This window comes from Rhodoglobus sp. GW821-FHT12B09, assembly GCF_058809925.1.
In genome coordinates, this window is record NZ_JBXATB010000004.1 from 16,383 (window position 1) to 28,718 (window position 12,336).

At 69.9% G+C, this 12,336-nt stretch carries 18 protein-coding genes; 13 read left to right on the forward strand and 5 right to left on the reverse strand.

The features are described 5' to 3' along the window. Window positions 1-244: 244 nt before the first annotated feature. The 5 genes from rimI to AC1RTC_RS09390 all read left to right on the forward strand — a co-directional run bounded on the left by rimI (window position 245) and on the right by AC1RTC_RS09390 (window position 3,122). On the forward strand, window positions 245-724 hold the full coding sequence (gene rimI, locus AC1RTC_RS09370; protein WP_493155261.1) for a ribosomal protein S18-alanine N-acetyltransferase: 480 nt from the start codon (window positions 245-247) through the stop codon (window positions 722-724). Continuing rightward, the gene (gene tsaD, locus AC1RTC_RS09375; RefSeq protein ID WP_493155262.1) at window positions 721-1,767 is read left to right on the forward strand and encodes a tRNA (adenosine(37)-N6)-threonylcarbamoyltransferase complex transferase subunit TsaD; all 1,047 of its coding nucleotides are present in this window, start codon (window positions 721-723) and stop codon (window positions 1,765-1,767) included. The genes rimI and tsaD overlap by 4 nt, the downstream gene beginning before the upstream one ends. Before the next feature lie 97 nt (window positions 1,768-1,864). Beyond that, the gene (locus tag AC1RTC_RS09380) at window positions 1,865-2,218 is read left to right on the forward strand and encodes a DUF4190 domain-containing protein (protein WP_493155263.1); all 354 of its coding nucleotides are present in this window, start codon (window positions 1,865-1,867) and stop codon (window positions 2,216-2,218) included. A gap of 61 nt (window positions 2,219-2,279) precedes the next feature. Then, on the forward strand, window positions 2,280-2,522 hold the full coding sequence (locus tag AC1RTC_RS09385) for a DUF4190 domain-containing protein (RefSeq protein ID WP_493155264.1): 243 nt from the start codon (window positions 2,280-2,282) through the stop codon (window positions 2,520-2,522). Window positions 2,523-2,549: 27 nt separating this feature from the next. Then, window positions 2,550-3,122 (forward strand): DUF4190 domain-containing protein, encoded by a 573-nt coding sequence (locus AC1RTC_RS09390; RefSeq protein ID WP_493155265.1) that lies wholly within the window; start codon window positions 2,550-2,552, stop codon window positions 3,120-3,122. Here AC1RTC_RS09390 and AC1RTC_RS09395 read toward each other — a convergent pair. Next, complete coding sequence (locus AC1RTC_RS09395) at window positions 3,119-4,303, reverse strand: class I SAM-dependent methyltransferase (RefSeq protein ID WP_493155266.1); 1,185 nt, start codon at window positions 4,301-4,303, stop codon at window positions 3,119-3,121. The genes AC1RTC_RS09390 and AC1RTC_RS09395 overlap by 4 nt on opposite strands. Window positions 4,304-4,422: 119 nt before the next feature. Between AC1RTC_RS09395 and groES the strand changes: the two genes are divergently transcribed. The 6 genes from groES to AC1RTC_RS09425 all read left to right on the forward strand — a co-directional run bounded on the left by groES (window position 4,423) and on the right by AC1RTC_RS09425 (window position 9,694). Next, a complete protein-coding gene (groES, locus tag AC1RTC_RS09400) occupies window positions 4,423-4,719 on the forward strand; it encodes a co-chaperone GroES (protein WP_184232811.1) in 297 nt (98 codons plus the stop codon). A gap of 80 nt (window positions 4,720-4,799) precedes the next feature. Beyond that, the gene (gene rarD / locus AC1RTC_RS09405; protein ID WP_493155267.1) at window positions 4,800-5,738 is read left to right on the forward strand and encodes an EamA family transporter RarD; all 939 of its coding nucleotides are present in this window, start codon (window positions 4,800-4,802) and stop codon (window positions 5,736-5,738) included. A 35-nt stretch (window positions 5,739-5,773) separates the two neighbouring features. Next, entirely contained in the window at window positions 5,774-7,018 is a 1,245-nt protein-coding gene (locus AC1RTC_RS09410) for an ABC transporter substrate-binding protein (protein ID WP_493155268.1), read from the forward strand. A 28-nt stretch (window positions 7,019-7,046) separates the two neighbouring features. After that, a complete protein-coding gene (locus AC1RTC_RS09415) occupies window positions 7,047-8,279 on the forward strand; it encodes an ABC transporter substrate-binding protein (RefSeq protein ID WP_493155269.1) in 1,233 nt (410 codons plus the stop codon). A 163-nt stretch (window positions 8,280-8,442) separates the two neighbouring features. Next, window positions 8,443-9,237 carry a tyrosine-type recombinase/integrase gene (locus tag AC1RTC_RS09420; RefSeq protein ID WP_493155270.1) on the forward strand — a complete coding sequence of 265 codons (795 nt, stop codon included), beginning with the start codon at window positions 8,443-8,445 and terminating at the stop codon, window positions 9,235-9,237. Window positions 9,238-9,394: 157 nt separating this feature from the next. Continuing rightward, a complete protein-coding gene (locus tag AC1RTC_RS09425; RefSeq protein ID WP_493155271.1) occupies window positions 9,395-9,694 on the forward strand; it encodes a hypothetical protein in 300 nt (99 codons plus the stop codon). Here the strand turns inward: AC1RTC_RS09425 and AC1RTC_RS09430 are convergent. Then, a complete protein-coding gene (locus AC1RTC_RS09430; protein WP_493155272.1) occupies window positions 9,691-9,957 on the reverse strand; it encodes a hypothetical protein in 267 nt (88 codons plus the stop codon). The genes AC1RTC_RS09425 and AC1RTC_RS09430 overlap by 4 nt on opposite strands. 107 nt (window positions 9,958-10,064) lie before the next feature. Between AC1RTC_RS09430 and AC1RTC_RS09435 the strand changes: the two genes are divergently transcribed. Then, on the forward strand, window positions 10,065-10,271 hold the full coding sequence (locus tag AC1RTC_RS09435; protein ID WP_493155273.1) for a hypothetical protein: 207 nt from the start codon (window positions 10,065-10,067) through the stop codon (window positions 10,269-10,271). 92 nt (window positions 10,272-10,363) lie between these two features. Beyond that, window positions 10,364-10,864 (forward strand): hypothetical protein, encoded by a 501-nt coding sequence (locus AC1RTC_RS09440; RefSeq protein WP_493155274.1) that lies wholly within the window; start codon window positions 10,364-10,366, stop codon window positions 10,862-10,864. A 143-nt stretch (window positions 10,865-11,007) separates the two neighbouring features. Here the strand turns inward: AC1RTC_RS09440 and AC1RTC_RS09445 are convergent, their stop codons facing one another. The 3 genes from AC1RTC_RS09445 to AC1RTC_RS09455 are packed head-to-tail and all read right to left on the reverse strand — an operon-like array spanning window position 11,008 to window position 12,335. Continuing rightward, the gene (locus tag AC1RTC_RS09445; RefSeq protein WP_493155275.1) at window positions 11,008-11,514 is read right to left on the reverse strand and encodes a hypothetical protein; all 507 of its coding nucleotides are present in this window, start codon (window positions 11,512-11,514) and stop codon (window positions 11,008-11,010) included. An 8-nt stretch (window positions 11,515-11,522) separates the two neighbouring features. Continuing rightward, window positions 11,523-12,104: a collagen-like triple helix repeat-containing protein gene (locus AC1RTC_RS09450; protein WP_493155276.1), complete on the reverse strand. Its 582-nt coding sequence runs from the start codon at window positions 12,102-12,104 to the stop codon at window positions 11,523-11,525. A 3-nt stretch (window positions 12,105-12,107) separates the two neighbouring features. Next, a complete protein-coding gene (locus AC1RTC_RS09455; RefSeq protein WP_493155277.1) occupies window positions 12,108-12,335 on the reverse strand; it encodes a hypothetical protein in 228 nt (75 codons plus the stop codon). Between the last annotated feature and the right edge of the window lies 1 nt (window position 12,336).

Sequence of the window (12,336 nt, forward strand, 5' to 3'; positions counted from 1 at the left end):
GTGCGCTCTGGCGCGCGTATCGAAACCCCGTGTCTCTTGGCGGGTTGAGTAGTGCGCTCTGGCGCGCGTATCGAAACCCTGGGTCTTCCGGCGGGTTGAGTAGTGCGCTCTGGCGCGCGTATCGAAACCCCGTGTCTCTTGGCGGGTTGAGTAGTGCGCTCTGGCGCGCGTATCGAAACCCTGTGTCTTCCGGGTTTCGATACGCCCGCGGCCGGCCCACTCAACCCACCGCGGAGGTGACCTCGTGACCTGGCAGCTGCGCGCCGCGACCCCGGACGACCTGGACGCGATCATGGCCATCGAGACGAGCGTCTTCCCGGAGGACGCGTGGTCGGCCGGCACCATGCTCGCCGAGCTGCGCGACCGCAACGGCCACTACCTCGTCGCGTTCCCGCCGGACGACCCCTCCCGCATCGACGCCTATGCGGGCCTGCGCGCGCCGCGCGGACTCCCGCAGGCCGACATCCAGACCATCGCGGTCGTCGAGGATGCCCGCCGCCACGGCCTCGGCCGCGTGCTCATGCTGCGCCTGATCGACGTGGCGCGGGAGCGCGGCGCCAGCGAGCTGTTCCTCGAGGTGCGGGCCGACAACCCCGGGGCGAAGAGCCTGTACGTCTCACTCGGGTTCGAGGAGATCGCCGTGCGCCCCGGATACTACGGGGGAGTCGTCGACGCCGTGATCATGCGGCTGGGCATCCCGGAGCCGAAGGTGGGCCTGGCATGAGCGAGCCGCTGGTACTCGGCATCGAGACGAGCTGCGACGAGACCGGCATCGGGATCGTGCGCGGCACGACACTGCTGGCCAACGTCATCTCCTCGTCGATGGAGGAGCACGCCCGCTACGGCGGCGTCGTGCCCGAGGTCGCCGCGCGGGCGCACCTCGAGGCGCTCGTCCCGGCCCTGACCGAGGCCCTCGCGAAGGCCGGCGTCACGCTTGAGGAGCTCGACGCGATCGCGGTCACGAGCGGACCAGGGCTCTCCGGCGCGCTCATGGTCGGCGTGGGCGCTGCGAAGGCGCTCGCGCTCTCCCTGGGCAAGCCGCTGTACGCCGTCAACCACCTCGTCGGCCACGTGGGCGCCGACCTCATGGACCACGAGCCGCTCGACTACCCCACGATCGCCCTCCTCGTGTCGGGCGGCCACACCTCACTCCTGCACGTCCGCGATCTCGTCTCCGATGTCGAGCTGCTCGGCGAGACGATCGACGACGCGGCCGGAGAGGCCTTCGACAAGGTCGCGCGACTCCTCGGCCTGCCCTATCCGGGCGGCCCCGAGATCGACCGGGCCGCGGTCGGGGGCGACCCGAAGGCGATCCGGTTCCCGCGCGGCCTGAGCCAGCAGAAGGACATGGAGAAGCACCGCTACGACTTCTCGTTCTCGGGGCTCAAGACGGCGGTCGCCCGCTGGGTGGAGCGCGAGCGGGATGAGGGCCGCGAGGTCCCCGTCGCGGACGTGGCCGCGAGCTTCCGCGAGGCAGTTGTCGACGTGCTGCTGACCAAGGCCGTGTCCGCGTGCGTGGAGCTCGGGGTGCCGAGGCTCCTGCTCGGGGGCGGGGTGGTCGCCAACGCCCGGGTTCGCGAGCTCGCGGCCGAGCGCTGCGCGGCCGCGGGCATCCTGCTGCGCATTCCGCCGCTCTCGCTGTGCACCGACAACGGCGCGATGATCGCGGCGCTCGGCTCGCAGCTGATCATGGCGGGCCACGAACCCTCCGGCCTCGGCTTCGGTGCGGACTCGACTCTGCCCGTCACGGTCATACAGCAGTTCTGACGCGGTGCGTAACCCCCGGGGAGGCACGTTGACATCGTCGGAGGGTGCTGGAACTATGACAGGGCGCGACTAGCGCCCGTGAACTGAAGGAGTTCTCATGACCGACCAGATTCCCCCCGTCCCCGCTTCGGACGCCACGCCCGCCACCCCGGCCGCTCCCGCTGCCGCCCCGTACGCGGCTCCCGCCGCTCCCGCTGCCGGCACCTGGAACGTGCTCGCGATCGTCTCGCTCGTGATCGCGATCGTCGGCTTCGGCTGGCTGAGCCTGGGCGCCGTCATCACGGGCCACATCGCCCTCGGCCAGCTCAAGCGCACCCCGCAGCAGGGCCGCGGCCTGGCGCTCGCCGGCACCATCGTCGGCTACGTCGGCATCCTCGCGACGATCATCTGGGTCATCGTCGTGATCGGCCTCGGCGTCCTCGCCGCGACGACCGGCTACAACAGCTACTAGACCAGTACCGAGGAGGGGCCCGCGGCAGTGCCGTGGGCCCCTTCTTGCTAGGGTCGGAGCCATGACCGGCGAACCCTCCGAACCCGCCGTGAGGCGCACCAGCACGCTCTCGATCCTCGCCTTCGTCGCCGCCTTCGTCGTCTCCATCGCCGGGATCGTGCTGGGTGTCATCGCCCTCGTCCAACTGCGCCGTAGTGGCGAGTCAGGTCGCGCACTGGCGGTCGCCGCGATCGTCGTCGGCGTGCTCGTGACGGCGTTCTTCGTCTTCTCCTTTGCACTGCCCTACATCCTGAACGCGATGTGAGCATTTCAGGGACGCTAAAGTTCCCTCATGGCTGAGAACACCGACGACATCCCATCCATCCCGCTGCCTCCGGCCGCTGGCGGCGTGCCGCCGATCGAGCCCCCGCCCGCGACACCGCCCGCGCCTCCTGCCGCCCCGGCACCGCCAGCCCCTCCCGGCGCGCCCGTCCCGCTGCCGCCCGTAGCGGCCCCGCGGCCCGATCCGTATGCCGCACCGGGCGCCGTCCCCAGCCCGTACACGCAGCCCCAGGCCGGCTACGCCGCACCGCCCGCCGGGTACGCCGCACCGCCCCCCGGCTACGCTCCGGGCCAGGCGTACGCCTACGCGCCCGCCGCAGCCGGACCCGCGCAGGGCCTCAGCATCGCCGCCATGATCACGGGCATCGCCGCGCTGTTCCTGTCGTTCGTCTCGCTCGGGTTCCTGCCGTCGATCGCCGCGGTCATCCTCGGGCACTTCGGGCAGAAGCGCCAGCCCTACGCCCGGCCGTTCTGGATCACCGGCCTCATCACCGGCTACATCGCGCTCGGCATCTCCCTGATCTGGGGCCTGTTCTTCTTCGGCTCCATCATCACGGGCATCATCGGCAGCTCCTACTACTAGGGGCCGGCCACCCGCTCGACCAGGAGGGCCCTGCGCCGGTCGCCGATCCGCGTGAGGATCAGCGTCCCGCTCGCGGGGCCCTTCGGCGCGAGCGAGGTGCGGAACGCCGCCGGGTCGATGTCGACTCCGCGCTTCTTGATCTCGAGCGTGCCGATCTGCCGCGCGGAGAGCGCCCGCTTGATCGCCTTCTTGTCGAGCGGGAGCTCCTCCACCACGCGGAAGCACGCGGCGAACGGCGTCGCGACGGCCGCGTCCGCCGTGACGTAGGCGATGGTCGGGTCGAGCATGCGGCCTCCGAGAGTGCGCGCCAGGTCCCCGATCAGGCGGGCCCGGATGACCGCGCCGTCGGGCTCGTACACGAACTCCCCGAGGCTGCCGGCTGCGGCATCCTCGCTGTCCTCGTCGGCAACCATCTCGGACGTGCCGTGCTCCCCGACGACGAGGGCGGCCCTGCGCACCCCCTGCCGCGCGAGCGGGCCGAACCACACCCCCAGCTCGACCACCTCCCTGTCGACCGAGACCCACTGCGCCTCGGCGGCGTCGGGGATGAGATCGCGGTCGATGCCCGGCCCCAGCTTGACCCCGGTCGGCAGCCGCTCGGCGAGGCCGAACGCGAAGTCGAGCGAGGGGGACCAGTCAGTGGGGTTCGTGAGGCGCTTGGCGCCGTCGCGCCGGGCGGGATCGAGGTAGACGCCGTCGACGCCGCTGAGGTCGAACGACTCGGCATCGGCGTGCTCCACCCGGGCGTTCGACCACGGCGCGAGGTTGTAGGCGGCCACCGCAGCGGTCACCTCGTCGCGCTCGACGGCGGTGACCTCCAGGTCGAGCGCGGCGATGGCGAGGGCATCCGCCCCGATTCCGCAGCCGAGGTCGGCGACCCAGTTCAGGCCGGCGCGCTGGAACCGCCCGGCGTGCTGTGCCGCCACGCTCAGCCGGGTGGCCTGCTCGAGCCCCGCCTCCGTGAACAGCATGGAGGCCGCGAACGGGCCGAACTTGGTCACGGCCTTCGCCCGGAGCCGGGCCTGGCTCATCACCGCGGCGACGAGGGCGGGGGAGTGGCCGGCCTTGCGGAGGTCGGCGACGCTGCGCACGACATCCGCCGACGACTGCCACGCGGGCAGCGAGTCGAGCAGGCTCAAACCGCCGGGCGACAGCAGCTCGCGCAGTTCGGCCTGGTCCATGGGTCAACCGTAATCGTTGGCACTCACATTGAACGAGTGCCAATGAGGCTCTATAGTTGATCTGGCACTCTCAGAGGGAGTGTGCCAACCCCAAAGTTTCTAGAAAGAAGAGGTCAACCGTGTCGGTGTCCATCAAGCCGCTCGAGGATCGCATTGTCATCAAGCAGGTCGAGGCTGAGACGACCACTGCGTCGGGTCTCGTCATCCCCGATACTGCCAAGGAGAAGCCCCAGGAGGGCGAGGTCGTGGCTGTGGGCCCCGGTCGCATCGACGACAACGGCAACCGCATCCCGCTCGACATCGCTGTTGGTGACAAGGTCATCTACTCCAAGTACGGCGGCACCGAGGTGAAGTACGGCGGCGAGGACCTGCTGGTGCTCTCTGCCCGCGACGTTCTGGCGGTCGTCGTCCGCTAGGGCGAGGACTTCCTGCCAAAGGCCCCGGTGATTTCGGTCACCGGGGCCTTTGGCATTTCTGCGGCCCCTAGGCTTGGCCGGTGACCACCCCCGCTCAGGACAGGCCCTCGGGCTCCGGCATCGCGTTCGCGGGTGGCGCCTACCTGCTCTGGGGCTTCCTCCCGGTGCTCTTCTTCGCCCTGCGCGAGTCGGGCGCCATCGAGATCGTCTCGTGGCGCATCGTCCTGTCCCTCGTGTTCTGCGCACTGCTACTGACGGTGACGCGGAGCTGGCCGAAGCTCGTCGCGATCCTGCGCGACCGCCGCACGATGCTCGCCCTCTCCCTCGCGGCGGTGTTCATCCTCGTCAACTGGGTGGTCTACGTCTTCGCGAGTGTGAGCGGGCACGTCGTCGAGGCGTCCCTCGGCTACTTCACCAACCCGATAGTCACCGTGCTGCTCGGCGTGATCGTCCTCCGTGAGCGCCTGCGGCCGCTGCAGTGGGCCGCCCTCGCGGTGAGTGCGGCGGCGGTGCTCGTGATCGCGATCGGCTACGGCTCGTTCCCGTGGATCGCGCTCACCCTCGCCTTCAGCTTCGGGCTCTACGGGCTCGTCAAGAAGCGCGTGGGGCCGTCGGCCGACGCCGTCAGCGGCCTCACCATCGAGACCGCGGTGCTCGCCCCCGCCGCCGCGGTGGTGCTGATCGTGATCGCCGCGACCTCCGGGCTGTCGTTCGGCGCGCTCGGCACGGCGCACGCGCTGCTCACCCTCTCGCTCGGCGTGGCCACCGCGGTTCCCCTCATCCTGTTCGCGGCGGCCGCCCGCCGGCTGCCGCTCATCTACATCGGCCTCGCGCAGTACATCGCGCCGATCCTGCAGCTCATCGTGGGAGTGGTCATCCTCCACGAGGCGATGCCGGTCGAGCGCTGGGTAGGGTTCGCCATCGTCTGGCTCGCCCTGATCATCCTCACCGTCGACATGTTCCTGCACGCCAACCGACAGCGCGGGGCCGTCGTGCCCGAGGCGACGGGCGCGCCCTAGCCCCCGCCCGGCGGGCCGCGGGTAGCCTGTGGTCCGTGCGCCTGCCCGTCCTTGCCTCCCTCGCGCTGGTGGCCCTACTGGCGGGGTGCACCACCGCGGCTCCGACGCCGGTGCCGACCACCGCCGTCTCCGCAGCGCCGAAGCCCGGTGACGGCGTGCTGCGCGTCGGCACGCTGTTCCCGACGAGCGGAGCGGCCTCCTACCTGGGGCCCGCCCTCGCCGCGGGCGCCGCCCTCGCGGTCGCCGACCTGAACGCGGCGGGCGGCATCGGCGGCGCCCCCGTCGAGCTCGTCGCGCGCGACTCGGGCGACGCGACGACCACCACGCTCGAGGACTCCTTCGCCGACCTGGTCGAGCAGGGGGTCGACGTCGTGATCGGGCCTGCCTCGTCGCTGCTGGCCGCGCGGCTGATCCCGCTCGCCGTGGCGGCGGGCATCCCGGTCATCTCGCCGGCGGCGACATTCCCGGCGCTCACGGCAGCCGACGACGACGGGTACTTCTTCCGCACCATCGCGGCGTACGGCCACCAGGGGCTCGCGCTCGGGCAGGTGCTCTCGGAGAAGGGGCCGGCCAAGGTCGCACTCCTCTATATCGACGACGAGTTCGGTCAAGCGCTCGCGCCGACCCTCTCCGAGGGGCTGGCCTCGCACGGCAGCTCGCTCGTGCTGTCGCAGGCCATCCCGCCCGGCACCACCGACCTGTCGATCACGATCGACCGGCTGAAAGAGGCGGCGCCGGATGCCGTCGTCCTGGGCTCGACGTACGCCTCCGTCGATGCCACCAAGGCGCTCATCACCGCCGTGATCGGCGCGGGCTACGGCGGTGCGAAGCTGTGGCTCACGACCCAGAACACGGGGGACTACTCCCAGGCGCTCCCGAACGGCACCCTCGCGGGCGTCAACGGCATCATCGAGGGCTACCCGGCCGACTCGGGATTCCTCGCCCGCCTGAAGACCGTCGGCTCGGCGCTCGCGGCCGCCCACTACGCGCCGGAGTCCTACGACGCGGTGATCCTCGCGGGGCTCGCCGCCGAGCAGTCCGGGGACGACGGCGCGGCCATCGCCGGGTCGTTGACCGGCGTCTCCGTGGGCGGCCTTAAGTGTGGAAGCCCTGTGGAATGCCTCGGTCCGATCCGCGCGGGGAAGGACGTGGATTACGATGGGGTGTCCGGACCGCTGAACTTCACCCCCGATGGTGACGTCTCGCCCGCGTACTACGGCCTCTACACCTACGACGGTGAGAACAGGTTCGTGTTCGGACGTGGAGTGCTCGCCGGCTGATCCGGTGCCTCGAACCCAGGAGGAGACCATGATGTCCCGAACCGTCTTCCCGGGTGCCGCTGCCGCGGTCGCCCTGCTGCTCGTACTGACCGGATGCACGCCCGATGCGGCTCCGGAGCCCACCGTCGAGGCGCTCGACCGCGCGCCCCTCGACCTCTCCGTCGGCACCCTGCTGCCCAAGACCGGCGCGCTGGCGTCGTTCGGCCCCGCCGCCGAGGCTGCCGCCGAGCTCGCGGCCGGCGACATCAACAATGCCGACGCGGGCATCACGGTGACGATCACCAGCGCCGACTCCGGCGACGCGAAGACCGACACCTCGATCGAGTCGACCACGACGCTGCTCGACGGCGGCGCCTCTGTCATCGTGGGCGCCATCTCCGACAACGTCTCGCGCAAGGTCCTCGACCAGATCGTCTCCGCCGGGGCCGTCGAGATCTCGCCCGGCAACACCTCCACCGACTTCACGCGCGCCGCCGACCACGACCTGTACTGGCGCACGTCGCCGTCCTGCGTGCTCGAGGGCGATGCGATGGGCAAGCAGATCGCCGCCGACGGCGTGAAGACACTCGGCGTGGTCTACGAGACCGGGTTCTGCGAGCCCGGCCTCCCCGAGGCGCTCACGGCCGCGTTCGAGCGGGCGGGAGGCAAGGTCGCTGCGTCCGTGCCGTACGCGGCGGGAACGAGCGACCTGAAAGCCCAGGTGGCCACCGCCATCGAGGACAAGCCCGAGGCCGTCGTGGTCGTCGGGAGCAAGGGCGCACAGGCGTCCGTCCCGGCCCTCGCGGCGGCGAAGTACGACGGCTCCCACCTCTACTTCGTCGGGCTGAGCATCGCCAACCACAGCGCGGACATCCCGGCGGGCACCATCACGGGCTCGATCGCGAGCATGCCGGGCCTCGACATCTCGAAGCTCGGCGACTTCACCGACCGCCTGCTCGACATCAACCCCGCGCTCAAGGACTTCAGCTACGCGGCCGAGACCTATGACGCGGTCGTGCTGGCCGCACTGGCGGCGCTCGCCGCGAACTCCACGAAGGGCGCGGACATCGCCGCGAGCCTGCGCGAGGTCTCCGGCGGCGAGGGGAACGGCACGAAGGCCAGCGACTTCGCGTCGGCCGCGAAGATCATCCTCGACGGCGGGACAGTTGACTACGACGGCGTGTCGGGCGAGATCGCCTTCGACGCGAAGGGCGACCCGCAGGGAGCGGTGATCGGGATGTACCGCTACGGCAAGGACAACGCTTTCGAGCGGATCAACTGACCGCCAGGTAACGATCTCGCCATGTTACGTGGCTGTATCCGGACAAGTCCCACAAGTGGGACGGGCAGCGCATCGAGGGGTCCGCGTACGCTCGGCGGTCAACCCGCGACGCCGACGATGCAGGTGTTCGACGCGTCGCCTGATCTTCTGGGGAAGTTCAACCATGCTCGAGCAGTTCCACGAATACCTTCTGCGCCGACGCCGCTCACCGCACACGGTCCGACTGCGGATGACATACGCCCGCCAGTTCGCCGCGTCGTGCGACCCGGCCAGCGCCACGATCGACGACGTCGAAACCTTCCTGCAGCTGCGGCCCGAGTGGAAGCCCGAGACCTACAACGCGGCCCTCACATCCGTTCGCGTGTTCTACCGCTGGGCCGTGCGAAAGGGTTACGCCGCAGCGGACCCCACCGAGTTCGTTGAGTTCGCCCACGTGCCACGCCAGGTGAAAGTGCTCGCCGACGACGACGCGGTCAGACAGGGAATCGCGGTAGCGTCACTGCGCGAAGAGGCGATCCTCAGGCTGGGCCGCGAGCTCGGCCTTCGCCGCAATGAGATCGCCACCCTCTGCCTCGAGAATCGGCGCGGTTCGTGGCTGCACGTCACTGGCAAGGGCGGCAAGATGCGGCGGCTCAAGGTGCAGGGCCGGCTGCTCGAGGTGCTAGTCCTGCTCGAGGTCGGCCGGGACGGCGAGGGCTACTACTTCGAGGGTGTGCACGACGGGCACATCCCGCCGGACACGGTCTACCGGACCGTGCTGAGGCTCACCGGCACACCCACGCATGCGCTCCGCCGGCGGGGCGCGACGAGCGTGCACCAGCGAACCGGCGGCGACCTGCGGGTGACGCAGGAGTGGCTCGGGCACTCGAGCCCGACAACGTCGGCGAGGTACATCGACGTCTCGGACGACGACCTGTCGTTCGCCGGGGACGCGGCCCTGCTCGACGACGTCGCGTAGTCGGTCGCCGTCACCTAGACTCGGTCGCAAGCTGCCCCGAGCTCGCGACCTGAGCGCTGCGGGCGGCCCACACCCCCAGCATGGCCGGATGCTTCTCGAGAGGAGTTGGCCGGCGTTGGGCTCGAACAGGCGGTATGCCGCGCAGATCGACGCGCGCATGGATCAGCGCATCGGCGAGCGCATCCAGGATGCCGGATCTCCACCTCTGAGTCTGACGAACGAGGAACTCGAGCTGCGGGTGCAACCGCTCACGCGCACGCCCGTGCCTGTGCGGGTGAGGGCGTGGATCCGGTACCCGGACGGGCCGGTAAAGGTCGACGCCGAGATGGTGGCGTGGACGCCGCGGGCGTGCGCTGTGCGGTGGACAACGCCGAAGGGGCAGGAGCACCGCGCTTGGGTGTGGGCGTCGGCGGTGGAGCAGCTGCCTGCGCTGCCGCCGAAGGTGGACTTCGGCTAGCGCGAGATCCAGAGGAGGCCAGTCGCGAGGAACGCGAGCGGAATTGTGGCGATCGACAGACCGACCGCCGACACTGCTGCAGCGTGCCCGACGTACTCGCGCCTCTTCGCATTGTGCAGTCCGACGAGGCCGAAGATCAGAGCCAGGAGAGCGGGCAGTAGGGCGATGAAGAAGCCTGCTGTCGGGATCAAGCTGAGAGCGGCGGCGAGGATCCCGAGCACCAGTCCTGCGATCGCGATGCCGTTGGTCGGGGCAGGGTTCATGCGCCGAGCATAGCGGGTAGGAAACGACAGATCCGCAGTGTCAATTCTTTATAATTGTAAGAGTTGTGATAGACTTTCTTTACAATCACAAGGAAGGAGGTAAGGATATGGGAAGCGACTTCGACAGAGTCCGCATTGCATTGCTCGAGCAGGGCTTCAAGGTGAAGATCCACAGCAAGGGCTACGTGCTCGTCTATGACGGCGTGCTGGCGGCGGTGCTCTGGGACCAGAACGATGACATCGCTGTGCGACACCTGATCGTGCAGATGCGTCAGCGGTTCGGGTTCATCTGGCCCCCTCCGAAGGGCGGCTAGACGAAGGGGAGCCGGAGGCAAAGGTAGTGCCTCCGGCTCCCCGGGTCGCATCCATAATCCCACACCCGCCCGAACATGAACAGGAGCACACGATGACCACGATGTATCACGCCACCGCCGACCTCGAGCTGCGCGACTTCCCCGAGCAGCTCGCCGTCGACGTCGCCGAGAGGCTCGCAGCCTTCCACCCGTCGGTGAGCACGTCCCCGCGCGGGTGGCTCAAGGTCACGATCGCCTTCCCGGCCGAGAGCCTCGAGCAGGCCGTCGACGTCGTGCTGCCTGTGGTCGAGCAGGCTGCCGGCGCCCGGGCCCTCAACCTCGAGGTACTCACCGAAGCCGAGTTCGACGCCCGCGAGGGCTTCGTGCCGATCCCCGAGCTCATCAGCAGCGGCGAGTTCGCCGAGCTCATGGGAATCTCGCGGCCGACGGTGGGCGCGATGATCGACCGGCATGAGCTGCTGACCGCGCAGAAGGTCGGCGGGACGACGGTCATCGCGCTCAGCGAGGCGATCGCGAAGGCGAAGGCCGCCGGCCGCGATGTATCGAAGTACTCCGCCGCCCTGGGCGACGAGTACGACGCCTCGGCGAAGTAGCCCGGAACGCGGAAAAAGGGCCCCGCGGCCGCGCTGTGTGCGCGGCCGCGGGGCCCTTCACGTTGTGGTGTTACTGGCAGCTGTCGCACTGCAGGTCGTCCATCGGGTCGACGGGCACCGGGTAGCCGTCGACGACGTCGTCCTCAGGACCCATTGCGCGTGCGCACCGCGGTGGCGATCGCGAGCAGCTTGCTCGCGGAGTCCTCGAGCCCGGAGGCGGTGCGCGCGTCGATCGACAGCGGCAGCGGACCGTACTCGGTGGGGTCGGCCACGACGATGCTCTTGTCGCTGACGGGGTAGGCGACCAGTGCGGCGAGGACGGTGACGATTGCGCCGGCGATCGCGGGGTTGAGCTCGATGCCGAGGTAGGACAGGAAGGTCACGAGTCCGGCGCCCGTGATGCTGGATGCGGCGAGCGCCACGAGCTTGGGCGCCCAGGCGTTCCAGGGCAGCTCTAGGTACTTGTCGCGGATGGCCCAGCCCGCGATGGTCGAGAGGATCCCGACGATGAGGACCGCGAAGCCGGGGTCGAGATGGAGGCCGAATGCTGCGGCGAGCGCGAGCAGGCCGGATCCGGTGAGGCCGGTCGCGAGGAACGCGAGGACCTTGGGCGCGATGGCTAGCCAGGCGCGTCTGACGGTGGCGATCATGTTGCTCCTTACTGGGTGGTGCAGCTGTACGTCGGCGCGGATGCGTCGAACGGGTCCGTGCGGGTGCACGTGTAGGTGGTCGCGAGCCAGGTGAATGTCCACGATGTCGGCGGCTGCCCGTTGGCGCCGGTCGCGCCGTCCGCTCCATTTGCCCCGTCGGAGCCGTCAGCGCCCGCAGGACCGCTCGGGCCGGGCACGGTGGACGCCGGGCCCATCTGGCCGACACAGGCGCTGTGAGCGGCGCAGTAGGCCGCCACGGCCGCGTCGACCTGGTCGTTGGTCGGGCCGGGGCCCTGCGGCCCGGCGGGGCCCTCGACGAACACGCTCGAGGGAGGCACGACGGGGTCCAGCCCGTTGTCCTGCAGCTGGTCGCGGCTCTCGTCGAGGGCGGTCGCGAGGTTGTCGATCGTCGTCGCCTGCTGTGACTGGACCGCGATCGCGCCGGCGAGGGCCTGGCCCTGGGAATTGATCGCGATCGCGGCCACGACGAAGCCGACGGTGACGGAGACGACGACGAGCGCGATCCACAGCGTCGAGCGGATGGATCGCTTGGGGTGATCGAGCAGCTGCGCGAGCGTGGTGTCGGTCATGGGTTACTCCTTGGGGAAGATGCCGTCGGGGAAGGGCTCGGGCTGCACGTTGGCGTCGACGAGCTGCTTGCGCAGCACGACGACGTAGTCCTCGAGGAGGAACAGCTGGCCCCGTGTGACATCGGCGCCCTTGCGGTCCTGCGTGCGTTTGGTCTGCACGTATCCGAGGGCGCCGACGAGGGCGGTCACGGCGGAGATCGCGATCGCGGCGATCGCGAGCCAGTCGGTCATG